The organism is Devosia litorisediminis (genome assembly GCF_018334155.1).
Taxonomy (GTDB): Bacteria; Pseudomonadota; Alphaproteobacteria; order Rhizobiales; family Devosiaceae; genus Devosia; species Devosia litorisediminis.
In genome coordinates, this window is the sequence record NZ_JAGXTP010000004.1 from 32,793 (window position 1) to 59,196 (window position 26,404).

At 59.1% G+C, this 26,404-nt stretch carries 26 protein-coding genes and 1 tRNA gene; 16 read left to right on the forward strand and 11 right to left on the reverse strand.

The features are described 5' to 3' along the window. Positions 1-130 precede the first annotated feature (130 nt). The 5 genes from KD146_RS17440 to KD146_RS17460 all read left to right on the forward strand — a co-directional run bounded on the left by KD146_RS17440 (position 131) and on the right by KD146_RS17460 (position 5,676). The gene (locus KD146_RS17440) at positions 131-1,339 is read left to right on the forward strand and encodes an ammonium transporter (RefSeq protein ID WP_212660128.1); all 1,209 of its coding nucleotides are present in this window, start codon (positions 131-133) and stop codon (positions 1,337-1,339) included. 413 nt (positions 1,340-1,752) lie between these two features. Further along, complete coding sequence (locus KD146_RS17445; RefSeq protein WP_212660129.1) at positions 1,753-3,066, forward strand: site-specific integrase; 1,314 nt, start codon at positions 1,753-1,755, stop codon at positions 3,064-3,066. Positions 3,067-3,165: 99 nt separating this feature from the next. Further along, positions 3,166-3,807 (forward strand): DUF4145 domain-containing protein, encoded by a 642-nt coding sequence (locus KD146_RS17450; protein WP_212660130.1) that lies wholly within the window; start codon positions 3,166-3,168, stop codon positions 3,805-3,807. Positions 3,808-3,840: 33 nt separating this feature from the next. Then, a complete protein-coding gene (locus KD146_RS17455; RefSeq protein WP_212660131.1) occupies positions 3,841-4,284 on the forward strand; it encodes a hypothetical protein in 444 nt (147 codons plus the stop codon). A 213-nt stretch (positions 4,285-4,497) separates the two neighbouring features. After that, the gene (locus KD146_RS17460) at positions 4,498-5,676 is read left to right on the forward strand and encodes an AlbA family DNA-binding domain-containing protein (protein ID WP_212660132.1); all 1,179 of its coding nucleotides are present in this window, start codon (positions 4,498-4,500) and stop codon (positions 5,674-5,676) included. Between the two features lie 502 nt (positions 5,677-6,178). Here KD146_RS17460 and KD146_RS17465 read toward each other — a convergent pair. Continuing rightward, positions 6,179-6,523 carry a hypothetical protein gene (locus tag KD146_RS17465; RefSeq protein WP_212660133.1) on the reverse strand — a complete coding sequence of 115 codons (345 nt, stop codon included), beginning with the start codon at positions 6,521-6,523 and terminating at the stop codon, positions 6,179-6,181. Between the two features lie 342 nt (positions 6,524-6,865). On the opposite strand from KD146_RS17465, the gene KD146_RS17470 reads away from it, so the two are divergent. Continuing rightward, entirely contained in the window at positions 6,866-7,213 is a 348-nt protein-coding gene (locus KD146_RS17470) for a hypothetical protein (RefSeq protein WP_212660134.1), read from the forward strand. Between the two features lie 382 nt (positions 7,214-7,595). Here KD146_RS17470 and KD146_RS17475 read toward each other — a convergent pair whose 3' ends face one another. The 8 genes from KD146_RS17475 to KD146_RS17510 all read right to left on the reverse strand — a co-directional run bounded on the left by KD146_RS17475 (position 7,596) and on the right by KD146_RS17510 (position 14,048). Continuing rightward, positions 7,596-7,781, reverse strand: coding sequence for a hypothetical protein (locus KD146_RS17475; RefSeq protein WP_212660135.1), 186 nt, complete (start codon positions 7,779-7,781; stop codon positions 7,596-7,598). A 2-nt stretch (positions 7,782-7,783) separates the two neighbouring features. After that, entirely contained in the window at positions 7,784-8,338 is a 555-nt protein-coding gene (locus tag KD146_RS17480) for a hypothetical protein (protein ID WP_212660136.1), read from the reverse strand. Positions 8,339-8,752: 414 nt separating this feature from the next. After that, complete coding sequence (locus KD146_RS17485; RefSeq protein ID WP_212660137.1) at positions 8,753-9,256, reverse strand: hypothetical protein; 504 nt, start codon at positions 9,254-9,256, stop codon at positions 8,753-8,755. A gap of 160 nt (positions 9,257-9,416) precedes the next feature. Next, positions 9,417-10,661 (reverse strand): AAA family ATPase, encoded by a 1,245-nt coding sequence (locus KD146_RS17490; RefSeq protein WP_212660138.1) that lies wholly within the window; start codon positions 10,659-10,661, stop codon positions 9,417-9,419. Between the two features lie 41 nt (positions 10,662-10,702). Then, positions 10,703-11,437, reverse strand: coding sequence for a hypothetical protein (locus KD146_RS17495; protein ID WP_212660139.1), 735 nt, complete (start codon positions 11,435-11,437; stop codon positions 10,703-10,705). A 477-nt stretch (positions 11,438-11,914) separates the two neighbouring features. Next, entirely contained in the window at positions 11,915-13,108 is a 1,194-nt protein-coding gene (locus KD146_RS17500) for a pentapeptide repeat-containing protein (protein ID WP_212660140.1), read from the reverse strand. Next, a complete protein-coding gene (locus KD146_RS17505) occupies positions 13,098-13,871 on the reverse strand; it encodes a hypothetical protein (protein WP_212660141.1) in 774 nt (257 codons plus the stop codon). Before KD146_RS17505 ends, KD146_RS17500 begins: the two co-directional genes overlap by 11 nt. 102 nt (positions 13,872-13,973) lie before the next feature. Then, positions 13,974-14,048, reverse strand: a tRNA-Gly gene (locus KD146_RS17510). A 201-nt stretch (positions 14,049-14,249) separates the two neighbouring features. Between KD146_RS17510 and trxA the strand changes: the two genes are divergently transcribed. Genes trxA through KD146_RS17530 form a run of 4 tightly spaced genes read left to right on the forward strand, consistent with a single transcriptional unit; the run spans position 14,250 to position 16,512 of the window. Then, on the forward strand, positions 14,250-15,200 hold the full coding sequence (gene trxA, locus KD146_RS17515; RefSeq protein WP_212660142.1) for a thioredoxin: 951 nt from the start codon (positions 14,250-14,252) through the stop codon (positions 15,198-15,200). A 13-nt stretch (positions 15,201-15,213) separates the two neighbouring features. Continuing rightward, positions 15,214-15,882, forward strand: a complete 669-nt coding sequence (locus KD146_RS17520; RefSeq protein ID WP_212660143.1) for an LON peptidase substrate-binding domain-containing protein — start codon at positions 15,214-15,216, stop codon at positions 15,880-15,882. Continuing rightward, the gene (locus KD146_RS17525; RefSeq protein WP_212660144.1) at positions 15,882-16,130 is read left to right on the forward strand and encodes a Trm112 family protein; all 249 of its coding nucleotides are present in this window, start codon (positions 15,882-15,884) and stop codon (positions 16,128-16,130) included. The genes KD146_RS17520 and KD146_RS17525 overlap by 1 nt, the downstream gene beginning before the upstream one ends. Further along, complete coding sequence (locus KD146_RS17530) at positions 16,120-16,512, forward strand: ACT domain-containing protein (RefSeq protein WP_212660145.1); 393 nt, start codon at positions 16,120-16,122, stop codon at positions 16,510-16,512. The genes KD146_RS17525 and KD146_RS17530 overlap by 11 nt, the downstream gene beginning before the upstream one ends. On the opposite strand, the gene KD146_RS17535 is transcribed toward KD146_RS17530, so the two are convergent. Beyond that, positions 16,509-17,729: an FAD-dependent oxidoreductase gene (locus tag KD146_RS17535; RefSeq protein WP_212660146.1), complete on the reverse strand. Its 1,221-nt coding sequence runs from the start codon at positions 17,727-17,729 to the stop codon at positions 16,509-16,511. The genes KD146_RS17530 and KD146_RS17535 overlap by 4 nt on opposite strands. 257 nt (positions 17,730-17,986) lie before the next feature. Here KD146_RS17535 and KD146_RS17540 point away from each other — a divergent pair, with 257 nt between their 5' ends. The 6 genes from KD146_RS17540 to KD146_RS17565 all read left to right on the forward strand — a co-directional run bounded on the left by KD146_RS17540 (position 17,987) and on the right by KD146_RS17565 (position 25,524). Next, complete coding sequence (locus KD146_RS17540) at positions 17,987-18,325, forward strand: P-II family nitrogen regulator (RefSeq protein ID WP_212660147.1); 339 nt, start codon at positions 17,987-17,989, stop codon at positions 18,323-18,325. A 25-nt stretch (positions 18,326-18,350) separates the two neighbouring features. Further along, a complete protein-coding gene (locus tag KD146_RS17545) occupies positions 18,351-19,727 on the forward strand; it encodes an ammonium transporter family protein (RefSeq protein ID WP_212660148.1) in 1,377 nt (458 codons plus the stop codon). Between the two features lie 328 nt (positions 19,728-20,055). Further along, the gene (locus KD146_RS17550; RefSeq protein ID WP_212660149.1) at positions 20,056-20,394 is read left to right on the forward strand and encodes a P-II family nitrogen regulator; all 339 of its coding nucleotides are present in this window, start codon (positions 20,056-20,058) and stop codon (positions 20,392-20,394) included. 20 nt (positions 20,395-20,414) lie between these two features. Further along, positions 20,415-21,776 carry an ammonium transporter gene (locus tag KD146_RS17555; protein ID WP_212660150.1) on the forward strand — a complete coding sequence of 454 codons (1,362 nt, stop codon included), beginning with the start codon at positions 20,415-20,417 and terminating at the stop codon, positions 21,774-21,776. 291 nt (positions 21,777-22,067) lie between these two features. Next, positions 22,068-24,812: a DNA translocase FtsK gene (locus KD146_RS17560; RefSeq protein WP_212660151.1), complete on the forward strand. Its 2,745-nt coding sequence runs from the start codon at positions 22,068-22,070 to the stop codon at positions 24,810-24,812. An 88-nt stretch (positions 24,813-24,900) separates the two neighbouring features. Next, positions 24,901-25,524: a LolA family protein gene (locus KD146_RS17565; RefSeq protein ID WP_212660152.1), complete on the forward strand. Its 624-nt coding sequence runs from the start codon at positions 24,901-24,903 to the stop codon at positions 25,522-25,524. A 4-nt stretch (positions 25,525-25,528) separates the two neighbouring features. On the opposite strand, the gene KD146_RS17570 is transcribed toward KD146_RS17565, so the two are convergent. Next, the gene (locus KD146_RS17570; RefSeq protein WP_212660153.1) at positions 25,529-26,344 is read right to left on the reverse strand and encodes an undecaprenyl-diphosphate phosphatase; all 816 of its coding nucleotides are present in this window, start codon (positions 26,342-26,344) and stop codon (positions 25,529-25,531) included. Positions 26,345-26,404 lie beyond the last annotated feature (60 nt).

The window sequence follows — 26,404 nt, forward strand, 5'->3', positions numbered from 1 at the left end:
TGGCGGCTGCCACTGGCGCCGCCAAATCTGGCCTTCAGCGCCAGCTTGGCGTTGACAGCGTCGGCCCGCTTTCCGATACATCCCCGCCAAGAACGTATTTCAAGCGTTCGTGTTTTGGGGGGATCTGCCGATGGACACGACCAGTGTCGGTCTCGACGTCTTTTTCGTTTTGCTCGGGGCCATTCTGGTCTTTGCCATGCATGGCGGCTTTGCCTTTCTCGAGGTGGGCACTGTCCGCCACAAGAATCAGGTCAACGCCCTGGTCAAGATCATGGTGGATTTCGCCTTTTCCACCATCGCCTATTTCTTCATCGGCTATTGGGTCGCCTATGGCGTGACCTTCTTCATGAGCGCCGCCGATCTCAGCGGCGCCGATGCGGCCTTCCCGCTGCAGGGCTTTGCACTGGTCAAATTCTTCTTTCTGGCGACCTTTGCAGCAGCGGTTCCGGCAATCATCTCGGGCGGCATTGCCGAGCGCGCCAAATTCTGGCCGCAGGTGCTGGCCGCCTCGATCATTGTCGGGCTGATCTATCCCTTCTTTGAAGGCATTGTCTGGAACGGCAATTTTGGCATTCAGGACTGGTTCGCCAATACCTTCGGTGCGCCGGTGCATGATTTTGCCGGCTCTCTGGTGGTCCATGCCGTCGGCGGCTGGCTGGCACTGGCGGCCGTGCTGCATCTGGGCGCCCGGACCGGGCGCTATGGCCCTCAGGGCCGCCCCTATCCTCCCTCATCGATTCCCTGGCTGGCGCTAGGCACCTGGCTGCTCTGTGTTGGCTGGTTCGGCTTCAATGTGATGTCGGCGCAATCGGTGGCAGGCGCCACCGGTCTGGTGGCGATCAATTCGCTGATGGCCATGGTTGGCGGCATCGTCGTGGCGACCATTGTCGGACGGCGCGATCCCGGCTTTATCCACAATGGTGCCCTGGCCGGGCTCGTTGCGGTCTGCGCCGGCTCCGACGTCATGCACCCCATCGGGGCCCTGCTCACCGGCGGCGCTGCCGGTGGCATCTTCGTTTATTGCTTCACCCTGACCCAGGAAAAATTCAAGATCGACGACGTGCTCGGCGTCTGGCCCCTGCACGGCCTGTGCGGCGTCTGGGGCGGTGTTGCAGCGGGTGTTTTTGGTCTCGAAGCCCTGGGCGGCATGGGGGGCGTCAGCTTCTTCAGCCAGCTTCTGGGCACCGCCATGGCCGCAGGATACGCCTTCATCGCCGGTTTTGCGCTGTACTGGCTGACCAAGCGCGTGCTGGGCATTCGCCTCACCGATGCCGAGCAGCGCCGCGGCGCGGATCTGTCGATCCATTCCATCGGCGCCAATCCCGAAGGCGAGTTCTAGTCGGACGCCAGAACGCTGCATGTGTGATCAAAGGCCGGTCCCCAGGGGCCGGCCTTTTGCCGTGGGACACCGTCAAGGCCCCCGTGTCAAAACGGCTCACGAAACAAAGCTGGTGCGCAAAACACGAAAGGCCGGACATTGCTGTCCGGCCTTTTCATCGTATCCTCTCTCGCGGAAGAGAAGATTTTGGAGCGGGCGATGGGATTCGAACCCACGACCCTAACCTTGGCAAGGTTATCTGCCTTTGATACGCCTAGATGCTTGATGATGTCTCTTGATGCTAGTTGATAGACTAACCCATTGAATATGCACATTTTCTGTATTCTGTTTGTGTTGAGGAGTGTGTTTTCGGGATTGCCATAGATTGCTCGAATTTGGTAGCAAGTTGGTAGCACGAATGTTGAGAGCGCCACATGCCCAAGCTTACGAAGGCCCTAGTTGCCGCCATTGAGCCGCCGGACGCCGGAAGTGAAACGACTTGGGATTCCGTACTTCGCGGGTTTGGTGTCCGGGCATCTGCCGGGGGTACAAAGACGTATGTCTTGAAGTACCGAACACGAGATGAGGCGCGGGTACGGTGGCTCACGATTGCCCGTGTTGGGACGCTAACGCTAGATGAGGCGCGCCAAGAGGCCTCCAATGCTCTCGGGCAAGTTGCAAAAGGAAACGACCCGGCCGCAGAAAAGCAGGCAAGCCGAAAGGCTGAAACCATGGCGCAACTAGTCGAGTTCTACGCCCTTCAAGGGTTGATCGTTCAGCGTGGCAAACGCGGCGGCCAGCCAATGAAACCCGCAACTGCAAAGAACACCATTGCAAGGCTTCGAATTCATGTTGTGCCGTTGTTGGGCAGCCTGAAAGCTAAGAGCGTTACGCCGTCAGACGTCGAGCGCTTCTTCCGCGATGTGAAGCTGGGGAAGACCGCTCGGACGGTGGAAGTTATCGGCACCAAGGGGCAGACCTACCGCAAGGTAATCGCGTCTGGTGGCGCCGGGGCAGCGCGCAAGGTGGTGCGCGACCTTAGCGCGGTATTCACTTTTGCCGTGCGGCAGGGCATCGTGAGCGCCAATCCGGTGCTGATTGCCAAGGTGCCAAAGGCGGACGAGCAAAACACGCGCTTCCTATCGGCGGAAGAACTGCAACGGCTGGGTGCTGCGCTTGATGAGCTTGAGGCCGACGGTGTGAACTTGAAGGCGCTCAACATTGTACGGTTGTTGGCCCTGACCGGCGCACGAAAAGAGGAAATCGCATCACTCCGATGGTCAGAAGTCGACCTAGGTGCCGGGTTCTTCAGGCTGCAAGACACCAAAACCGGCAGGAGCAACCGACCGATTGGTTCGGAGGCAATGGCCCTCTTGGCCAAGCTGAAAAAGACCGCTTCCTCAAACTCGCCGTGGGTGTTCCCAGCCGAAAAGGGAGACGCGAGCTATTCGGGGTTGAAGCGATATTGGCCCAGAATTACTGCCAAAGCCAACTTGCAAGGCGTCACGCCCCACACGCTGCGTCACTCACTTGGATCAATAGCGGCGTCCTCTGGTGAAGCTCTTTTGATCGTTGGCGCCATGTTGGGCCATTCCAACGCGCGCTCTACTTCTATTTATGCGCATATTGCTGAAAGCCCAGCGCAGCTTGCCGCCAACCGGGCCAGCGCTGCGGTTGTCGAGGCGATGAGCGGCAAGCAACCGAAAGTCTATACTTCCAGAGCCTCACTTGCGGCCGACCATGTATGACAATGCGTTCGCTTGCGTCAGCCATTTGGCTTTTGCGCCTGTGAATTTTGCTAGCTATCATGCATTTGGGTTCTCACGAACCTGTGGGGAATATAGATTATGACGGAACTTTGGACCGGAACCGGTGTGTCGCAGACGGGCAATCAGCCCAACAGCAAGATTAATGATCTGACGCGCTGCCCACATTGCTCTGTAGCGGCTCCCAACCTAGAGCCGGTTTGGAGTGACAGTTTCAAGCATGTTGGTACGTTAGGCTGGGCCGCATTTCGTTGTGGCACATGTAAGTATGTAGTTGTGGCCCGAATTATGTACACGCCGCAGAAGTTTATCATCAAGGCGATGTGGCCTGAGGCAAAGGTGGCGCACGATGACATTCCTGAGCCAGCAAGAACCTTTCTACAGCAGGCGTATGAGACCCTACATGCGCCCGATGCTGCTGCCGTAATGGCAGGCAGTGCCGTCGATGCAATGCTGAAAGCGCACGACCTAACTGAAGGGTCATTGTACTCGCGCATCGACACAGCGCTGAAGCAGAATATTCTTACTAAAGCCATGTCCGACTGGGCGCACGAAGTGCGACTTGGTTCCAATCGCCCGCGCCACGCCGACAAAGAAAGTCCCCACGTTTCCACCGACGAAGCAAAGCAATCGGTCGAGTTTGCGGAAGCTTTGGCCAGTTTCCTTTTCGTGCTCACCGCTCGCATTCAGCGCGGCATAGAGGCGGCTGAGAAGGCGGGCTAACGTCTTTCGCAGCATTCTTTTGGGAGAACGAGCATGGTTGACTGGGTTGCTGCATTGTCAGGTGTATCCACCGCACTAACGATCGCGAAAGACTTGCGCGCGTTAGACAAAAGTTTCGACGAAGCTGCGCTCAAAGCTCAGGTCGTGGCGCTGATGGAGCAACTAACGGACGTTAGAATTCAGATCATAGATGCGCGCGAAGAAGCGTCGATACGAGATCAAGAAATTACTCAACTCAAGGCTGATCTAACTTTCCGACAAACCAAGCTGGTGGACAGAGGAGCATACCGCTACTTAGCCAATCCAGACGGCAACGCGGAAGGCTATCCAATTTGCCCACAATGCGAAAGGAAAGGCTTGTTCCTCCAGCTTGTGCAGGATCGAAGCAAAGGCGCGGGCGGAGTGGTTTATGTTTGTCCTGCCTGCAAATCCAACTACGGACAGCGACTACCGTACGCGAAACCTCTTGAGGCCTGATGTCCCTGCACTAAGCCGCTCCCGTCCAGCAACTATACGCGGGTCGGTATCGCGGTCGCAGCGCCGAAGCATGATCCTTGCCGCCCGGCCGAAGTCCGCCGGACCCGCGCCACGTAAAAATGCAAAATCCTTGTCCGCTCGCCCGTCAATTTGCTGAAACTTAGCCTTGAGCGCCGGATAGCAAAATCACCACGTTAAGAAGGAGGCCGACTTATGCTGGGTAACTTGAACTTTGACGAAATCCAGCGGGTGGACCTAGACAAGCTGGTCGAGGCTTCCGTGCCTGAGGGAGCTCTCATAGAGTACAAGCGAGAAATGTACGGCGATGCCGATGCGGACAAGAAAGAGTTTTTGAAGGACCTAAGCTCCTTCGCGAACTCCTCTGGAGGCCATCTCCTCATTGGCGTGGTTGAGGATCAAGGTTCCGCGACAGGGCTAACACCAGTTTTGGGTAATCCCGATCAACAACTTCAACGACTGGAAAATTTGGTTCGCTCAGCCATTGAGCCACGCATTGTTGGAGTTCGCTTTAAAGCTGTGCCCGTCAGCGGGGGCCACGTCTTTGTTTGTCGCGTTCCTAAAAGCTGGAACCCTCCTCACAGGGTTAGCTTCAAAGGCAGCAACCGGTTTTATGTCAGATCGTCTGCCGGTGCCCACGAGGTAAGTGTCGAAGAATTACGGGCTCTCTTTGCGAACGGCGCTACAGTACGCGAAAAGATGAAGGCTTTTCGGGATCAGCGAATAGCCAGAATTGAGGCCAACGAAGGCATTGTTCCTCTGGCCAATGAGCGCGGTAAGTTGCTCTTTCATGTCCTGCCCCTGTCAGCATTCTCGGGGGACGTGCAACAGGTTGTGATCGACGAGCGCACCCAAAGCCTTCTCTTGCCCCTTGGCACCGACTCCAGACAGCCACGGGTCAACTTTGATGGCTTCGCGAACATCCGCAACGGCGTTGAGTGCTTTGGTTACACCCAAATGTTTAGGGACGGCATTATTGAAGCTACCAAAGTTCGTACGCTAATGAACCGGGATGCGCTCGTCATCCTGCCCGCAAGAGATTTCGTGGGCCACGTTCTGCAGCGCGTGTTCCGCTATATGGCCGCCATTCAGCAGTCCGGCGCAGCAAGTCCAGTTGTTCTCATGCTGACATTGATGGACATGCATGGTGCCTACCTAGGTGTGTCAGAGAATCAGTTTTTTTACGATGACCCGGTCCAGTTTGACCGAGCGGTTCTCCCGTTGCCGCCGGTGGAAATCAGCGATTTTTCTAACTATGCAGCATACTCGAGCGCACTAAAACCGGCGTTTGAGACAGTGTGGCACGCCGTGGGGCTTGCGGATGCGGGCACGTATCTTGATAAATTTGGTCCCGACGGTCGATGGACAGGGTGATAGGGGCCTTGCGGCGTATTTCGCTGGCGCAGGATTACCTCAAATCTCGGTGTTCCAGCTTCGGCGTGGCCAGCTGTTGATGCTTTTTGGGTTAGCGAACATCTTCCGGGCGTTTTCGAGCATGGCGTCTGCAAACCGAGATGCGTCCAATGGTCGGAACTACGCTGAGCCTTGACCGGCCAGATGTCACGCCCTGCGGTCTTCTAAGGCCTTAGATGGCGAGTACAAAATGCCTTTGTTTTCTTCGCACGCTAGCTTCTTAGGCAGTGTGGCGAGCTTGGCCCGGCTACTATCAATGGCGGACTGGACGCTCCGAACTTCCGCCACAGCGGCGCTGCGCTGGCTGGTGCAGAATTACAAAAGGTTGAGATTGATCGGCACCATGCTTGCCTCTTGGTGCCTGACCATGAGATTGCGTCGCGTCGAATGGAAAATCAGCACTGATTTTAAGATCGAAGCCTGGCAAAGGATGGCGCGGCGCACTGAAGCCCCTATCCCAAGCCTATTTTGGATCTTTGCTGCTGCCGCGCGTGGCCGTCAATCCAAACCGCTCCAAATTTAGCAGGACGATCAAATAGAGGTTCATTCCTACTAAGTAGAGCCACCAATTATCAGTTTTTAACTGCATCGTTATTGCGCTGTCTGCCGCGTTCGCCGTTAAAAGGCGCACCTCTCCAACAGCAGCATTGTAGCCCATGTTATACGCTGCCATGCCACCAAGCGTTAGGACGCTTGATATCATCAAAATAGCAGCCAATGCCAAAAACTGGTGGGGATGCGTGTAGGCGAGCCAGAACATGCCCCCGATAGACAGAATGATTAGGCCAGTTATGAGTTCGCTTTCCATCAGCAACCAGTAGCTTCGAGGCAGGCATCTATCTATCAGTTTCGTGACTTTCCCCATGAGATTACCGATCCGGTAAGTTGGCGGCCACTCCCTCACCACGCCTTAACGCACTGATTATGGACGGAGTCAGAATGCAGCCTAATAGCATGGGCCGTTGCGGTCTGATATCGAGTGCAAATGGATCCTTTTATAATTCTTCAACGGGAATGGCCGCTGCTTTCGAAGGCGCCATGGATTGCCACGGCCGTCGTCATTGCTAGCATTACGCTTGGATGGGCAATCGCCCGTTTTATCTAGAGCGAACGCATCGCCGTACTGTAGGAGACGATTGAGTCCCTTGAGATGAAACTTCAGCACGATTCGGCGTGTGATACCGGCGCGGAAAGATACCCGGTGCCGCATCCATATGGGCTCACCAAGGCCAGTGGTGAACGGTTGTTTGGCCAAATCATCGCAGAGAAGCGCTCGGTACGCATCACGCGGGAAATCGGCGCCACCGAGGCGACCACGATCCACACCCAAGTCGCTTCGCTGTTCCGTGAAGCCGGTTGGACAGTCGTTGCGGAAGAGGTCCTGTTCAGTAAGGCGGCAGAGTGCGGGGTGCTGTTGTTGTTCAGCGATGAAGTGCCCGCCGCCGATGTTCATGCGGTGCGTTCTGCGTTGAGAATGGGCGGAATTGAGTATGAATAGCATACCCATAATCACCCTACGAAAGTGCCCCAGATCGCCTTCCCCAAACGGGACCCGCATTGGGTGCCAGCGGCGAAATGGGGTTGATCTTGATCTGGGCAACGGCACGTGCGGATGCGGATACGTGAATACCCTAGGCGAAAGTCCACAATAGATCCCAAATTGGTACTCGTCACGAATATTCATGCGAAGGGTCTAGGAACTTCTACCGCTAGCAAGTTAGTGCGCTGCAATGTCCCCCTCACCTACCGCCCCTATGGGAAGGACCCGGGAGGGGGCCCCACCCGGCACCGCCTGCCGGGTGGGAAGTTGAACCGAACGAAGTCGCCCGCTCCAGCACTCCGTTGCTAGGGGTGAGGATCCCTAGCAGCGGTGTCTGATTTCACTGCTGCCGCAACAGCAGGTCGGCGGAAAGTGTTTGCTCCGCTTTGATTTTCTCATGGGCTCGACGCCATAGCTCGCGCCGGTCGATTGCCACTGACCTATCGAGTCCGGGACGACCCGCTGATCGTTTGTCTGCAAATACGCGGCGTCGTTTTTCGAGCATCGTCTCTGTTACCTTCGCCATCGCTATAGCTCCTGGGCCAGATAGATTTCGGGGCGGGCATTTTCATCGCGAGTTATGACAATCCCTGCTCCTTCAGCCGCCCGAATGAACTTCTCAATCATGACTTCGCTTTCATGAATTTCACGGTCGATCTCAGACAAAGCGGAGGCCCGTTCTTCATCTGTCAGCCGTTGAATGTGGGCATTGTCCATTTCTGCGGCGATTAGTGCGTCTTCTACGGTCGAGCGCAGTCCACCAATGCAAAGCGCCCCCCAAACTGAAGCTTTCGAAACGCCAGACATGAAGCGGGCCGCGTTGTTTGGATCGAAGTTGGCACCAGAAAAAAGCGTTTCTGGCCAAACAGCACGCGCGCTGGCCTCTTCTGAGTCCAATGCCATCGCAATCCGTGCCCGCACTTCTTCTGCGCTGGCAAATGCCTGACTGGTGGCAGAACGTGCCATTTGAAGGTCGCGAAGCTTGCTCCGAAGTCCCTCAACGGCGCACTGAAACTCGCCAACCGCCGATTTGTGGCCATCCATAAAGCCTGCGACTTTTGCCAACATACTCGAACGAGCCATCTTCAGATTTCCTCTTCAAGGTCGGGCGGCAGCACGCCCAACGACTTTGCATATTCAAGGCCTCGGTTGGCCAATCGGCCGCTTAGATTGTGCTTTTCGTCGGCGTCTGTTTTTTTCGGCCACTAGAGTGGTTTTGATGCTTCGTGCCTTCGCAAGCGCTTCCTCTGCACGGGTCAGTTGAGGATGCCCCGCAGCGAAATGTGCTGCCGCTGCGATTTGATCTCGCTCTAGGCGCTGGATATCTTGATCCGTGTCGCGAATTCGCTGATACAAGTCCCGACTTCGGCTCCCATACGCCGCGCTATGCGAGACCATGTTGCGAAGACGATCTAGGTCAATGTTTGGCATCTCGTTCTCTCGTTTCTTGCCCCATCTTCACGTCGAAGCGTGGCCAAGACATCGAGTTTTTTGGCCTTAGCGCCGAATTTTTCCTGATGCGCGTAGGCCATCCAATTTGCGCCGAATGGAGCGTTCCGACGGAGTGCGCTGGGCCTTGCCTGCCCGGAACGTGTGGAGCCCCAAAAGCAACTGAAATCCACGCGCTGGCTGGCCGACCGGAAGTTCCTTGCCTTGGTAGTAGGCAAACCGCGAGACCTCATGTTGCCCCATAGCAGTTACGATGATGCGGGCTGCAGACTGGCTGTTGATAGGTGCCAATCCTTGTTCGGCATTCGAGCGATCAAAGTGCCGGTAAACCTCAGCAAGTAGTCCGTTGATCTCTCGTTCACGGTCCGCTTTCGCTGTCTTTGTCCGCTTGTAAGACTCCGGGGCGCCCAGTTGACGGTCAACCACCAGTATGATGCCTGGGTTGCGCGCTTCCGCTTCTAGCGTTGTACGAGTGAGTTCCTCACGAGCGGCAATCAGCCGTCGTTCTGCGAACCAGTGGTCCCAAGCCACCACTGAGTGAGTGACCTTCATTTCAGGCAACCACAATCTGACAAGGGTGAAGCTCCGCCGCAGCGCCACCGCACCACAGTACCACACCACTCTATAGAGAGTGTGGTGTGGAACTTTGGACCTCGGTTCGCGCCCACGGTTCCACAGTCCTCCACAGTTGGATTATTGAGTGTGGTGGTTGTCAATCGACCCATTGCCCGACCTCAATTACGGGTACGTCGCGGCCCGCCCGGCCGTCGTATACCGTAGTCTCAGTGAGTGCGCCCGAAGCCAACCATTCCTTAATTGCGCGCTTGATCTTCGACTTGCCGGGCTCCGTTCGGCTGTCCGCATTCAGCAGCGAAGCAATTGCATGTCCCGCCCAATTTGAAGCCGTTGCGCTGGCTCGATAGTCTTTCTGGTGAACGGCGTGCTGCACCATCTTCAGAGTTTCCACGGTCACGCCCGCCATCATGTCCGGTGGCGTCCAAGAGGCAGCAACGGCTACCCAGTCCTCCGGTCGACCATCCACGCCATTGCCGAGGCCAACGCTCTGGAGACGCATCCAACGGGCCACGCCGGGCGGTGCCAGATTCGCCTTGGCATCATCAATCCGAACATAGGACCGGCGGCCAATTCCCTCTATTCCGAAGCTTTTGGCAATATCTGCCGACATCGGGTTCAGTACTCGTGCCGAACGGACGGCACCGATGATGGCCGAACCACCACGCGCGCTATCCGCATCGGCTTCCGTGCCATTGAGCTTGCGGGAGTGGTGTACAAGCTCAATTGCGCACGCCGTACGGTCCGCAATTGCCGCCAACGCCTTAATAAGCCGATCCATCGGACCGTTGGCGTTCTCATCCAAATCATGAGTGGACACCAAGGGATCAAGGATCAACACGTCTATCGAACGGTTGCGGATTTCGGCCTCCAGCGCATCAAGTGTGGCGGCTGCCAACTCGGCGCCGCCATTTTTCATGGCTGCCAGCCGAAGTGAGAGGTGCCGCCCGCTGTCAATAAAAAGGCGGTTACTAAGGTCATGAGGGTTGATGCCGTGGAATTGCATCGCAGCGACCGACCGTCGCTCCAGTTCCTCCAGTGGATCTTCACCTCCCCAAACCCAGACATTCAAGGGCCCCTCGTGCGGAATATCACCTAGGAGATTTTGTCCGGCAGCCATGGCTAGAGCCTCAGTGGTTCCCAAGGTAGATTTGCCGACGCCACCGGGGGCGATTGTTACCGACACAAACTTGCGTATCAGGTGTTTGCCGTACAGCCATTGGCGCGGCGGGATTGCCGTCGCTTCCCGCCATTGAAAGGGGGAGGCAGCGATAACCGGCGATGCCTGCGGAGCGGGCTGTCGGCCCGGTCGGACGACGGGCGAGATTGGCAGGTTTCCCCCATCCGACAGCGTCGCCGCTTCGGCGAAGGGCGTAGCGCCCATGTCAAACGCTTCGCCAAGCGCGTCTAGCGTGAGTGATGACACTAGCACTCACCCCGGCCCACGCGCCGGTGCGCATCGAAGCATGCTAAGCAAAGACGGCGACGCATGGAGTTTGCTCCAGTCTTAGAAACGGGATGCTTAAAATCGCGAATGTAGGCCGCCAAAGCGTTGCGACCAGCGCGCTCTTGAGTGAGGGAGCCATGTTGGGCCATCATGGCGGCCCGCTCATCGACAACTCCGCACGCAATGAGTGCGGCAAACGTCACTTCAAATTCCGCCTTCGACCAAGACTTGCGTTTGGAGGGCATCTTGGCCCGATGCCCCGACTCGCGAAGCTGAAGCATGTTAGCGGTACGCGATTGCCGTAGCGCGCTGGCCGTTTGGTTCAGCAGGTCCACACGCTTGTGCGCGACGGAGAGCTCGTACGCGATATCCTCCGGCATGGCGCTAGAGTCGGGCCGCAGAACATAGAAGAGCGGCTTAGACGCGCCGTTTGAGAACGGGGGCAAATGCATTGAGCAATGGGGCAGTCGATGAAAAGAGCCGCCCAAGCTGTGCTGGTGAAGCTGCCCGCACAATTGGCAGCGGCCAACTAGCTCCGCTTGGCCAAAATCGTTCAAGTGCCCGCTAGGCCAGACTCGGAGTTCGGGCAGACCAGTGTCGTTAGGCGCCATGGCCGCACGCGCAATCCAATCCAAACCCTCTTCGTCCAGCCAGTTGGCAATAGAGGTACGATCCGCGTCGACTTGCGACGTCGGCTGTTCGGCGATATTCATGGAATTTCCCACGTTTTGGTTGTTTCTACCCCTGCCGCTGTGCAAAGCGGCGGGGCCTCGTCGATTGGTGACGGGTGGGCACGTCACCAAAGGCCAGCTAGGCCGGGGCGCCAACGTAGGTGCGGACCGCGCCAGCCGTATAGACCACCCGGCGGCCAACTTTGCGGAAGGCCGGGCCATCGGACCGAACGCATCGCCAACGATTCAAGGTTGCGGGTTTCACGGGTACTCCGTAGTGCCCCATAAGTTCGGCTGCCTGCTGTGGGGTCAGTAACGCATCATCGGGGAGACGCCGGATGGCCTCGTATCCATCCGCGATATCGGTAAATGAAAGCGCCCCGGTGCGTGGCGGCTTGGAATGCTTGGTATGCATGGTGAATTGCTCCGACTTGTTGCCGGTCAATGTTTGTTATGCATTCAAGCTGATAGCAATTGCAGTTTACGATAAGTCGCTAGATGGCGCCCCACCGATCGGTCTCAGTCCGCTAGGTTACGCGTAGGTGCCAAATTCAACCGGATCGCTCCGGCCACCATCTGAGTATTCTCAGTGGGCAGATTCGGTATTGGCGAGCTTGGTGCCTGCCTGTCAAACGAGAAGTGTATGCCCCACCGCTTCAGCGAGTCCCAAAGCTCAATGACGGACTTCATGCGTTCCCTGACGGCGGATTCCGAGAAAGTCTCCGATGCGGGGGAGCGCTTGTGCAGCGGGACGCCCTTCCGTGCTTCTAGAGTGTTGGCCTCAAGCTTCAGCCATCGCCTTGCTATAAGATATATTTCAAGAGATGTTATCTTCTGTCCAAAACTATAAGTGTCGCGATGAACCGGGTGGCGCGTCACAATATCAAATTCCGGTCCCCGTATATGTGAAACTTCAGTAATATAGATTTTTCTAAGTTGCTCATTTTCTTCCATTGCGAGCTTTATGTATTCCAATTCTCTTGGAAGGACGCCGCTTCGCATTATGGCGGACAAGCTGGAAGTCTGAATAGACGAGTTCGGTGATTTGACTAGAGATAATATTGTCTGCCGAATGCCAGCATCGGCTTGCAATTTCCTCCGCCGCACAACATTCAGAGCGGCGCGGACTACAGGGCCACTTTCATGGTGATTACTAAGTGAGGCCGTCACAAGCTCCGCCAAGGCACTTGGCGGCAGCCGCGAACTGAGAAAGAACAAAAGCTGAGATCTAAGAAAAGTGTCCTCTGAGGTGAGAAACAGAACTTGCCCGATCAATTGAGCCAGCGAGCTGGCCTCCTGTCCACGCAAGAGGTTGTCGGCCACCCAGATTATGGCTTTGTCGGTACCGCTTCGCTGAAGCTGTCGCAGTAAGTCTTGGGCTTTAAGGTTCTCGTCAAACAGCCGCGCTAATCGCACTGGTGCAGCAAAAACGGACCCATCTAAGTCAGCTCCGTCGAAGATTGTGGTGTGGTCCCATTTAACATTGATGCCCCCGGCGCCCCTCAGGTCGGCTCCGGTGAAGTCAAATCCTTGAAGATTTGAGTGGCTTAGGTCGACGCCGCTTAAGTCTGCAAATTGCAGATCCGACTGCCGCCGCAAACCTGCCGCCAGAACTTGGCCCTCAAATGAAGCGAATGCGGCGTCTGCCAAGTTCTCAATTTGTGTGGCAACCGCATTCGAAAATAGGCCGTTTGCAAAAGGGTTATTCTTCATCAGACGCCTCGGATTCAGCTAGGCAAATTGATCCTGAAAAGGGCGCTTCCGAAATGGCATTATGCAAACTTTTGGAAATCAGTATTTCCATCAGTCTTCGCTGATTGAGAGATTTTAGCCCAGAGAAAAGACCGGGCTTAGGGGTGAAGTCAAATTTTGCATGTCGCTGCCTTACGTAGAGCGACGACGTCATTGACAGGTGATTTTGACCCCAAGTCGCGGTCACTTCACACAGCGTATCGTACTCCAGAAAAACCCCATCGAGTGGGCCGCCCCCATCGGCTCTGATCAGCCAATTGTCGTTACCGATAGCTTTTACAGGGATGTGCGACGAAGTGATATCTTCTGAGTCGGTAACGGTGGTTGACTGGGCAACATTGGTGGAAGAGCCGCGTGACAACTCCGCACTGCCCTCAGGTGTTACGGCATTTAGCGTTGCCCCAAGCGCGACGCGACCTTCCTTCGTTTCATCGACCGCTGCGGTGATAACTCTCTCTCTTGTTATCTTCCGGACATTTGGCGTCACCAATGGCTGCCCCAATTTGCTTTTGGGGACTACACTCAGCCCCGACAGCTCCAGCGATAGAGTTGCTTCTGTGAAGCTGACCATGACGGTCCCAACCTCATCTTCGATTTCGTGAGGATGAATGCGAAGCTCCACATTCAGCTGATGCGAAGTGGCGGTGTCGTCCTCGGCGGGGACAACCGTGGTCAGTTCGGCAAGATCCGGCAGAGGATTGTAGTTTTTGACCCTGAACGCCATGCAAGCCACCTGTTTTGGTAGCATAGTGGTAGCATGAACCCGGAAAAAGCAAAGGGCCCGCCGAAGCGAGCCCTATAAGCTATTATCCTCATTGAGGATTTTTGGAGCGGGCGATGGGATTCGAACCCACGACCCTAACCTTGGCAAGGTTATGCTCTACCCCTGAGCTACACCCGCGCTCCGTTGCCTGCGACACTCTTGTGCGCCGCCGACGCGGGCCTATATGCCTAAACACTTGCCCGATTGCAACCCACATTTTGACGCCAACGTCATCTTCGTGTCGTCTTGTGGATTGAGGGGCTTGTCACATCGCGGTTTGCGGGCGCAAGAAGGGCCCCGAACTTCCAGATTTCGCCTAGCTGCAAGGGCCTTTTTGTCATGTCCACCCCGATCATCGATGTCGCCGCCGCCGCCAATAATGCCGCACCTGCACCGGGGCTGATTCAGGAATCCAGTGACGCCGCGTTCAAGGCCGACGTCATCGATGCCTCAAACCAGCAGCCCGTGCTTGTCGATTTCTGGGCGCCCTGGTGTGGCCCCTGCCGTCAATTGACCCCTGCACTCGAAAAAGTGGTCACCGAAAAGGCCGGCGCCATCAAGCTGGTCAAGATCAATATCGACGAGCACCCCCAGATTGCCGGCCAGCTTGGCGTGCAGTCCATCCCGGCCGTGTTTGCCTTCGCCGGTGGTCGCCCCGTTGATGGCTTCATGGGCGCCATGCCCGAAGCCGAGGTGCGCCGCTTTGCCGACAAGGTGATCACCGCCGCCCCCGCGCCCGCCGCAGCCGAGAATTCGATCGAGGCGCAGATTGCCGACGCCGTCAAAGGCGCCAATGAAGCACTGGCCGCTGGCGATCTGGGCAGCGCTGCGCAGATCTTTGGCATGGTCATCCAGCACCAGCCCGACAATGCCGAGGCGCTGATCGGTCTGGCCCAGGTCTATCTGACTGCCGGGGAGAGCGAGCAGGCCCAGGCCACGCTCGACATGGTGCCCGAGGACAAGCGCAGTGGTGAGGCCTATGCCAGCATCACCAATTCGCTGCGCCTCAAGGCCGAGGCGGCTGAACTCAGCGATACCGCAGCGCTCGAATCAGCACTCGCCACCAATCCAGACGACCATCAGGCGCGTTATGATTATGCACTGGCTCTCAATGCAGAGGGAAAGCGCGTCGAGGCAGCCGAGGCACTGATTGCCATCTTCAAGCGTGATCGCACGTGGAACGAGGATGGCGCCCGTACCAAGCTGTTGGAATTCTTCGAGGCCTGGGGCCCCAAGGACCCCGCCACCGCCAAGGGGCGCCGTATGCTCTCGGCAGCCCTGTTCTCGTAAGCAAGGAGGCTCCATGCTCAAGCGACCAGCCTCTCCGGCTGACCTGCCCAAATCCGTGCCGATCTTTCCGCTCTCGGGCGCGCTGCTGCTGCCCTTTTCGCACCGGCCGCTCAATGTGTTCGAGCCGCGCTATGTCGATATGGTCGACGCGGCCCTGCGCGGCGACCGGCTGATCGGGCTGATCCAGCCCGAAGACACCAGCGAGGAAAGCCCGCGCGGGCGCGATCCGCTGCAGGCCATTGGTTGCCTGGGGCGGATCACCCATTTCGAGGAAAGTGGGGAAGGGCGCTACTTCATCATTCTCGAGGGCGTCACCCGCTTCCGGCTGGCCCATGAGCTGACCGTGATGACCCCCTATCGCCAGGGCGTGGTCGATGCTGCCGAATTTGCCTTCGACTTCACCCGCGATTTCGGCGAGGACGAGGTCGATCGCGAGCGCTTCGTCAAACTGATGCGCGACTATGCCGAATTCGCCAATATCGAGCTCAATTTCGAAGAGATCGAACGCACCGGCACCGCCGATCTGGTCAATTTCTGCTGCATGGTGGGCCCCTATGGCCCGGCCGACAAGCAGGTGCTGCTCGAAGCGCCCACGCTCGAACAACGCGCCGAAACGCTGATCGCCATGACGGAATATGAAATGGCGCGCGGCACCGGCGGTGGTGCGGCGCCGCTCAACTGATGGCCAATTCGCCCGCCAACCCGCGCCACGTCTTCGACATCAAGACGCTTGAAATGCTGGTGTGCCCGCTGACCAAGACGCGGCTGACGCTGTCGCCCGATCGCACCGAGCTGATCTCGGTGGCAGCGCGACTGGCCTTTCCCATTACCAGGGGCGTGCCGCTGCTCAGCCTTGATGAATCGCGCAGTGTTGATCCCGAAGCGCTGCGCCGCCTGCCCGATCTTGGGGGCGATGGCGATGAGCGGTGAAACCGATCTGTCGCGCCTGCTGGCCGGGCTCGATCCGATGCTCGATCCAGATCCATATGGCTATGCACTGCTGGGGGCCGATCAGACCCTCCCCGCCGGTATCACGCCCTTTGGGCTGTTGCGCGAGGCCGAAGGCATGACAATCATCGCCACCTGCACCCAATTGGAAGCGGCCGGGCTCGACAGCGCCGGCCAATGGGCCCGTATCACCATGATGGTGCATTCGGCGCTTGAGGCTGTCGGCATGACGGCGGCCATGGCCACGGCGCTGACCGGCGTGGGCATCAGCGCCAATGTGGTGGCTGCCTATCACCATGATCATCTGTTCGTGCCGTGGGCTCGACGCGAGCAGGCGCTGACAGTGCTGCGCCGTCTGGGCTAGAGCGGCAGGCCGCTCAACAGCCTGGGCCCGCCACTGGATACCCCTGCGGCCGTGCGGATCAGCGCGGTCTTGACCGGCCCGGCCCGATCCACCAGCCCCAGCCCGAAATCGCGCAGGGCCCGTACCGGCGCCACATCATTGGAAAACAGCCGGTTCAACCCGTCGGTCATCGCCGCCATGCTGGCCGTATCGAGTCGACGCCAGCTCTGATAGCGCTCCAGCACATCGTCGCTGCCGTGGTCGAGCCCCAGCCGGACCGCTTCGATCACCACTTCGGCCAATGCTGCCACATCCTTGAGCCCAAGATTGAGCCCCTGTCCGGCAATCGGGTGCACCACATGAGCCGCATCGCCCACCAGTGCCAGTCGTGGCGCAATGAAGGCACGGGCGATCTGCAATCGCAGCGGAAAGCCCATCAGCTTTTCCTCAACGCTCACCGCGCCCAGCGTGGCACCCATTACCGCTTCGATTTCGCCGGCCAGCGCATCATTGTCGAGATCAAGATAGCGCTTCGAGGCGTCGTGGCGCTCGGTCCACACCAGCGAAGAGCGATTGCCGGGCAGCGGCAGGCTGGCAAATGGACCCGCGGGCCGGAAGTGTTCATAAGCCACCCCATTATGGGGCAGATCATGGGCAATGGTGGTGACCAGCCCGGTCTGGCCATAATCATGTCCGGTCACGCCAATGCCTGCCATGCCGCGCAGCGCCGACTGGCCACCATCGGCCGCCACGATCAGCGGCGCCTTCAATAGCTGGCCATCAGTCAGCGCCAGTTCGGCCAGATCGCCCTGCGTGCTGTAACCGGTGACTTCGGCTGGGGCGATAATGCGGGCTGCATCGCCCAGCTTGTCCATCAGCACCTGGGTGCTGACCTTGTTGGGCACCATATGGGCAAACGCCTCGCCGGGGGCGACATCGCCATCAAAGGTAAGGAATAGCGGCCGGGAAATGTCGCCCTCGCCCGAATCGGTAATCCGCATCGAGTGGATCGGCTGGGCTTGGGCCAGCATGTCCGGCCACACCCCCAGCGCCTCGAACACGCGCCGCACGCCGGCGGCAATGGCCGAGGCACGATTGTCGCGCGGCACTGACAGTGGGCGCCGGTCGACCAGCGCCACGCGGATGCCGCGAGCCGATTGGGTCAGTGCCAGGGCCAGCGTCAGACCCACCGGCCCGCCGCCCACGATGATGACATCAAAACGACCCTGATCGCCCATTCCGGCCTCCTAGTTTTGGCCAGACACCTACGCCGATCTGGCCACGCTGCCAAGCTGAGCAGCTTTTGGGCAAAACTTGCGCAGTTGCCAATATTTTGTGCACTCACTTTGCGCTGGCGCTGATTAATCAGCGGTCAGAAACAGTATCCATCCAGATTATGGCAAAGATTTCAGTCGTCTAGCGATTGCGGCGCAATTCTGGCACGGGTCTTGAGTCTAGTTGGCCGTAAAGACATTGCAGCGCTGTGGGAGATTACATGAAGCTGATTGTTGCGATCATCAAGCCATCACGTCTGGAGGAGGTCCGTCAGGCCCTCAACTCACTGGACGTCCACGGCATGACTGTCACCGAAGTCAAAGGTTACGGACGCCAGAAGGGCCATTCCGAAATCTACCGCGGTACGGAATACGCGGTGCACTTCTTGCCAAAGCTCAAAGTCGAGATCGCCGTTGACGACGATCTGGCCGATCCGGTCACCACCGCGATCCGCGACAGTGCCCAGACCGGGCGCATCGGCGACGGCAAGATCTTCGTGCTCGACCTCTTGGCCATAACGCGCATTCGCACCGGTGAAACCGGTTCGTCAGCGCTTTAATCGAATTCTCCGGAGAACAAGAACAATGACAGGTCAGAAAACACCGTGGCGCCTGCTCGGGGGCGTTGCCCTGGCGGGCATGCTGCTCACCCTTCCGGCACTTGGCCAGGAAGCTGCAGCCGAAGCCGTCGAAACGGTCAGTGAAGGCGTCTCCGCTGACGTCGTCTTCATTCTCAACTCGCTGCTGATGCTGCTGGGCGGCATTCTGGTATTCTTCATGGCTGCTGGCTTTGCCATGGTCGAAGCGGGCATGGTGCGCACCAAGAACGTCTCTATGCAGCTGCTGAAGAACATCTCGCTCTTCGGCATAGCCTGCCTGATGTACTACCTCATCGGCTACAATCTGATGTATCCGCTGGGCACTTGGGCCATGGGCTCTGACGAAACCGGCGGCTATCTCGGCGCCTTCGGTATCGCCGTTCTTGAGGCTGTAGGGATTACCGCTGATGGCGCTGATGACTTCTCCTACGCTGCTACCAGCTCGGACTTTTTCTTCCAGGTGATGTTCTGCGCCACCGCTGCCTCGATCGTTTCGGGCACGCTGGCTGAACGCATCAAGCTGGCACCCTTCCTGGTCTTCACCGTTGTGCTGACCGGCCTGATCTACCCGATCGCTGGCTCCTGGAAGTGGGGCGGTGGTTTCCTGGACAGCCAGTTCGGCTTCCTTGACTTCGCCGGTTCCACCGTTGTGCACTCCGTGGGTGGCTGGGCCGCTCTGGCCGGTGCCATTCTGCTCGGCGCCCGTCGTGGCAAGTACAATGCTGACGGCACCGCCAACGCCATGCCTGGTTCGTCCATGCCACTGGCAACCCTGGGCATGTTCATCCTGTGGCTCGGCTGGTTCGGCTTTAACGGTGCATCGCAGCTCGCCATGGGTTCGGTGGGTGACGTGGCCGATGTCGGTCGCATCATGGCCAACACCAATGCCGGCGCTGTCGGTGGTGCCCTGGCTGCCCTGGTTCTCTCGGGCATCCTCTACAAGAAGTTCGATCTGACCTTTGTCATCAACGGTGCGCTGGCTGGCCTTGTGGCCGTGACCGCCGAGCCGCTGACCCCGGGTCTGGGGACTGCAACGCTGATCGGCGCCGTTGGCGGCGTGATCGTCGTGCTGGCTGTGCCAATGCTCGACAAGCTCAAGATCGACGACGTTGTCGGTGCTATCCCCGTCCACCTGCTGGCCGGTATCTGGGGCACTATCGCCGTGGTCTTCACCAACTCTGACGCGACCATCGGTGGTCAGCTGGCATCCATCGCCATCGTCGGTGTCTTCGTCTTCGTGGTGAGCTTCGTGATCTGGTTCATCCTCAAGGCCACCATGGGTCTGCGCCCATCGGCTGAAGATGAAGATGCGGGTCTGGATCTCTCCGAGATCGGCATCGAAGCCTATCCAGAGTTCAAGTAATACGCCTTGGGAAGGTCGGGCCCGCCCGGCCTTCCACTTCGGCCTTCCTTGTCGAAGGCGTGCGGCTCACCCTCTTGGCCCGCCACAGAGGCTTCCCACTCGCAAAACCGTGGGCCGCACCCCTGCGACAAGCAATGCCTGAAAAATGCACAGTCATTGCGCTTTCTGCACAAATGGCAGGCAAAATCCTGCTGCCATTTGCGGTTCGTCACGCCACCAGCCTGTAACGTCTTGGAAATGTTCAGCTTTAAAGCGCCGTGCCAGTTGGCACGGCGCTTGAGTCTACTGGACCATCCAGACCAAGCGCCAAGCTGCAAAGGGGGCACACGTGAAACTGGTAATCGCCATTATCAAGCCATCCCGTCTCGAAGACGTTCGTCAGGCTCTTTCCTCGCTCGATGTGCACGGCATGACCGTCACCGAGGTCAAGGGCTATGGCCGTCAGAAGGGGCACTCGGAAATCTACCGCGGCACCGAATACGCCGTGCACTTCCTGCCCAAGCTCAAGCTCGAAATCGGCGTCGACGACGCCATTGCCGATGACGTGTCCAACACCATCCGCGACAGCGCCCAGACCGGCCGCATTGGCGATGGCAAGATTTTCGTTCTCGATCTGCTGGCCGTCACCCGCATTCGCACCGGTGAAACCGGCGCGTCAGCCCTCTAAGCGTCATCGGAGAAACCAAGATGAAGACGTCTAAAATCCTCGGGGGCGCTGCACTGGCCTCCCTTCTGCTGGCACTGCCAGCCTTTGCCCAGGACGCCGTCGCGCCCGCCGCTGAAGCGGCTGCGGTCGTGGACAAGGGCGATGTGGCCTGGATGCTGGTCTCGACCATGGTCGTGATCGTCATGACCATTCCGGGCCTGGCTCTGTTCTATGGTGGCCTGGTGCGCGCCAAGAACATCCTGTCGGTTCTCACCCAGGTGTTTCTCGGCTTCTCCATGATCGCCATTTTGTGGGTGGCCTATGGCTATTCGCTGGCCTTTGCCGGCCCGACCGAAGGAGGCCTGTCCGCCTTTGTCGGCGATTTCTCCAAATTCTTCCTCTCCGGGGTCACCCTTGATTCCACGATCGACACCTTCTCGGCTGGCTTCCAGCTGCCCGAAATGGTCTTTGTCGTGTTTCAGCTGACCTTTGCCTGCATCACTTCGACCCTGATCGTGGGTGCCATTGCCGAGCGCATGAAGTTTGGCGCATTGATGGCCTTTCTGGCCATCTGGTTCACCTTCTCCTACATCCCCATGGCGCACATGGTCTGGGCCGGTCCCGGCCTGCTGTTCAATCTGGGCGCCTATGACTTTGCCGGTGGCACCGTCGTGCACATCAATTCCGGTGTCGCCGCCCTGGTCGCCGCCATCGTGCTTGGCCCGCGTCTTGGCTATATGAAAGAGCCGCTGGCCCCGCACAATCTGATGGTCACCTATGTCGGTGCCGGCCTGCTGTGGTTCGGCTGGTTCGGCTTTAATGCCGGCTCCAATCTCGAAGCCAATGCGCTGACAGCCGTGGCGCTGATCAATACCGTTCTGGCGCCCGCCGCTGGTGCGCTCGCCTGGGCGCTGGGTGAAAAGATCACCCGTGGTCATGCCTCTGCGCTAGGTGCGGTATCCGGCGCCGTTGCCGGTCTGGTGGCCATCACCCCGGCTGCAGGCTTCTCTGGTGTCGGTGGCGCCATCGTGCTTGGCGCCGTCTCTGGCGTGGTCTGCCTGTGGGCCGTGGTCAATCTCAAGCCCATGCTCAAATATGACGATAGCCTGGACGTCTTCGGCATCCATGGTGTCGGCGGTATCGTGGGTGCCCTGGGCACTGCCATTGTTGCTGCGCCGGCCTTTGGCGGCTACCCGCTGGGCGAAGCGGCCGATTACGCGATCGGTGGCCAGTTCATGATCCAGCTGACTGCCGTGGCGATCGCCGTGGTCTGGTCGGGTGTGGTGGCCCTGGTAGCCATGCTGATCGTCAAGGCCATCTTTGGCGGCGCGCGTGTGCCCGATTCGGCCGAAAGCGATGGTCTGGATCTCTCCACCCATGGCGAACGCGCCTACAACAACTAGTCCCGCAAGGCCCGGCGGCGGATCGCTGCCGCCGGGACCTGTCTCGAGACTGGTTGAGCGCGGCGTGCGGCTCGTGTCCCTCTTGGCCCGCCACAGAGGCTTCCCACTCGCAAACAGCACGGGCTGCACTCCGCGCTCAACCATCCCGGACCCGGCTCACCGCCGGGTCTTTTTGTTGTCCCACAGGGGTTTTCGCCCGCCCGCGGCGATGGTTAGCCTTGGGTTAACCCGACCCCACTAGCATGGCCGCTGATTGAGCCCGGAACGTGCCGGGCCACTTCGGACACGCCCATGCCCAGCTCACCTTCGCCCGTACTCGACGAAATTCGCTCAGTGCCACAGCGTGGCACCCGCGCCTCGACCAAGCCCTTGCCCACGCCGCCACCGGCGCTGGCGATTCGCATTCCCGTGCGCGTCGCTGGTCTGCTGGTTCTGGCACTGGTCGCTATCTGCCTGGCCGCCCTGGCGTCCTGGTCCGTCGATGATCCAAGCTTTACCTATGCCACCGCCAAACCCGCCGCCAACTGGCTGGGCTTTCCGGGCGCCGTGATCGCCGACACGCTGTTTCAGGTGTTTGGTCTGGCCGCGCTCGTCATGCTGGTGCCACCTGCATTGTGGGGCTGGACCTTTGCCCGCCGCCGCATGCCTACCCGCATGGGTCTGCGCCTGCTGGGCTGGATCGGCGCAACCTTGCTGGGCGCCGGCGTGCTGGCCTTTGTCGCCATGCCGGCCAGCTGGCCCCTGCCAACCGGGCTGGGCGGCCTGATTGGCTCGCTGTTCACAACGCTGGCTGCACTGGTCACGGGCGCGCAGCCTCAGGCTGTCACCACCGTGCTGTTTGCCATCATCATTGCCGTGCCCGCACTGGCCCTGTTCTGGACCGCCATGGGGCTGGGTGCCTCGGTGCCGACCGGCCCGCGCAAGCCCGCCAAATCTGCCCGGGGCGCTGCTGCAAATACGGCCGCACCGCAGACCGACGAGCCCGAGACCAATCCGATTGTCGATATCGCCCTGGGGGCGGTGGTCCATATGGGCTATTCCCTGCGTACCGCCTATCGCCGGGCCCGCGAGAGCCACGCCGAGCGTCATGCGGCCGAAGCGGCCAGCTGGCGCGAAGATGAGGTTGAACCAAGCCTGGACGGCAAAGGGTCTGCTGACCAGCGTCACGAGCCCGCCCTGGCGCCGACGCAGCGCCGCATCCACGCGCCGGTCGAGCCTGCCTTTACGGCGGACTTCACCGCCGAACCGGCTCATCACGTCACCCCAGAGGTTTCCGCCCGCATCAATGCGCGGCCCAGCTATGACGATACCGAACTCGACTACCCCGATGAGGTCGAGGACGACATGCCGTTTGTCGCCGATGTGCCGGTGGCGCCTACCAATCACCGCCAGCAGGGCGATTCGCGCTTCCATCCGGCCGATCCGTCCAAGCCGCGCGTTACCGCGCCAGCCCCGCGCCCGCAGCCGGGCAACCGCATTGCCCGCGAAGCCCAGACCTCGTTCCTCGATGAACCCGGCGGCTTTGAGCTGCCGCCGCTGAGCCTGTTGGCCGAGCCCATGCATAAGGGCCCCTCGCCCGAGCACGCGCCCGAGCGGCTCGAGGAAATGGCCCGTCAGCTTGAAGGCGTGCTCGAAGATTTCGGCGTCAAGGGCGACATCATCAATGTCCGCCCCGGCCCGGTCGTTACCCTGTTTGAGCTTGAACCAGCCCCCGGCATCAAATCGAGCCGCGTGATCTCGCTGGCCGATGATATTGCCCGCTCCATGAGCGCCATCTCCGCCCGTGTGGCGGTGGTGCCCGGCCGCAATGCCATCGGTATCGAGCTGCCCAACGACAACCGCGAAACCGTCTATTTCCGCGAAATGCTGGCCAGCTCCGACTTCGAGAAAATGAAGGGCAAGCTGCCCATCTGCCTGGGCAAGACCATTGGCGGCGAACCCGTCATTGCCGATCTGGCGCGCATGCCGCATCTGCTGATCGCCGGCACCACCGGTTCGGGCAAGTCGGTGGGTATCAACACCTTCATTCTCAGCCTGCTCTACCAGATGACGCCCGAGCAGTGCCGCATGATCATGATCGATCCCAAAATGCTCGAACTGAGCATTTATGACGGCATTCCCCATCTGCTGACCCCGGTCGTGACCGATCCGCAAAAAGCGGTGGTGGCGCTCAAATGGGCCGTGCGCGAGATGGAAGATCGCTATCGCAAGATGAGCAAGATCGGCGTCCGCAACATTGACGGCTTCAACCAGCGCGTCAGCGAAGCGGCCAAGGAAGGCAAGACCATCAGTCGCACCGTGCAGACCGGCTTTGATCGCGAAACGGGCGAGGCCATCTTCGAGACCGAGGAATTCCAGCTCGAAGTGCTGCCCTATATCGTGGTGATCGTCGACGAAATGGCCGACCTGATGATGGTGGCCGGCAAGGACATTGAAGGCGCCATCCAGCGCCTGGCGCAGATGGCCCGTGCCGCTGGCATCCACATCATCACCGCCACCCAGCGTCCTTCGGTGGACGTGATCACCGGCACCATCAAGGCCAACTTCCCCACGCGTATCTCGTTCATGGTCACCTCTAAGATCGATTCGCGCACCATTCTGGGTGAGCAGGGCGCCGAACAGCTGCTGGGCAATGGCGACATGCTCTATATGGCCTCGGGCGGCCGCACCAAGCGTCTGCATGGTCCGTTTGTGTCCGATGCCGAAGTCGAAGCAGTGGTCACCCACCTCAAGAGCCAGGGCGCGCCGGATTATCTCGATTCGGTCACCGAAGAAGCTGATGGCGAGATGGATGATGGCGCCAGCGGGGGCGGTGGCGGCGATGGCTATGCCGGTTCGGGCGACGAGCTCTACGACAAGGCCGTCCATATCGTGCTGACCGACAAGAAGGCCTCGACCTCCTATGTTCAGCGGCGACTGGCCATTGGCTACAACAAGGCGGCCACGCTGATCGAGCGCATGGAACGCGAAGGCGTTATCAGCCCGGCCAACCATGCCGGCAAGCGTGAAATCCTGGTGGGTGGCGATCAATACTGATCGGCGCCACCAGGCCGTGGAACCAGCTGTTGCCGCAATTGGTTTCTAGGTTAGCCTGAGACGACCACTTAGCCAGGGACCAGTTTTCATGATTCGCCGCGATGCCTTGCTGCTCGGCCTTTCCGCCGCCTTCGCCCTCAGCACCTCTGCCTGGGCGCTTGACCGCGCACTGACCCCTCAGGAACAGCAGCTGATTGCCAATATCGGCGCGCATAACTCCGCCATCCGCACCATGGTAGGGCGGTTCCTGCAGATCGACACCAATGGCGGGCGCACCGAAGGCACGTTCTTTCTCGAACGCCCCAACAAGATCGCCTTCCGCTACGCGCCCCCCAGCCGCGAGGAAATCGTCTCGGTCGGCAATGGCTTTTATGTGCTCAACCGCAAGGAAGAGACCTATTACGCCTATCCGCAGGACTCGATCCCGCTGCGCCAGTTCCTGGGCGATACCATCAACCTGCTCGACGCCAATGTGATCGATGTCACCACGTCGGATGGCTATATGTCGATCACGGTGATCGACGAAACCATTGCCGGCACCGTGCAGGTGTCGCTGATCTTTGGCACTGATACGCTTGATCTGGTGCAGTGGAGCCTAGTGGAACCCAGCGGGGCAGAGCTGACTTTCTCGCTCTATGATGTTGAAAAGGATCGCGAAATTCCGCGCACCTATTTCTCCATCCCGGCCAATTACAAGCCAACCCGCAAATAGCGCGCTAGGCGCCGCCCATCGTCAGCAATGCGATGATGCCGGCGCCGCCAACGGCAATGCGCCACCAGGCGAACGGCGCAAAGCCATAGCTGGATACAAAGTTCAGCAGATAGCGCACCACGATCGCCCCCACCAAAAAGGCGGCGGCAAATCCCACCGCGACATTGAGTGCAATGCTGGCGTCGATCAGATCGCGGCTCTTGTAGAGGTCGTAGCCGAATGCGCCGGTCATGATGGGCAGGGCGACGAAAAAGGTGAATTCGGCCGCACTGCGCTTGGTCGCACCAAACAGCATGGCGCCCACCACGGTCGAGCCCGAACGCGAAACGCCCGGGATCAGGCTGATCATCTGGAACAGGCCGATGATCAGCGAGAGATGCCAGGGATAGGCAAAGGCGTCATCATAGGTTTCGCGCTTGGGCATGCGATCGACAAACAGCAGCACGATGCCACCTGCCAGCAGCGATACGCAGATCGTCATGGGCGAGTGCCACAGCGCGCCCTGAATGAAATCGCGCAGCAGGATCCCCGCGATAATGGCCGGGATACAGGCCAGGATCACCGATGTGGCAAACCGCCAGGCATAGGCCTTGCCAGTCAGCGCATCGCGGATCAACAGGCCCAATTTGGCGAAATAGATGGTGACAATCGCCAGGATCGCGCCAAGCTGGATCAGCACCACAAAGGTCTCTGGCTGGGTCAGACCGAAGAAATGTCCCGCCAGCAACAGGTGTCCGGTCGAACTGACAGGAAGGAATTCGGTAAGCCCTTCGAGAATTCCCAGGATCAGCGGCACAAAAAGACCTTGATCGGCGTTCATTTGATCCCCTAATCCTGTCCAGATAGTCTGCGAGTTCAGGCAAGCATTATAGCGCTTCGC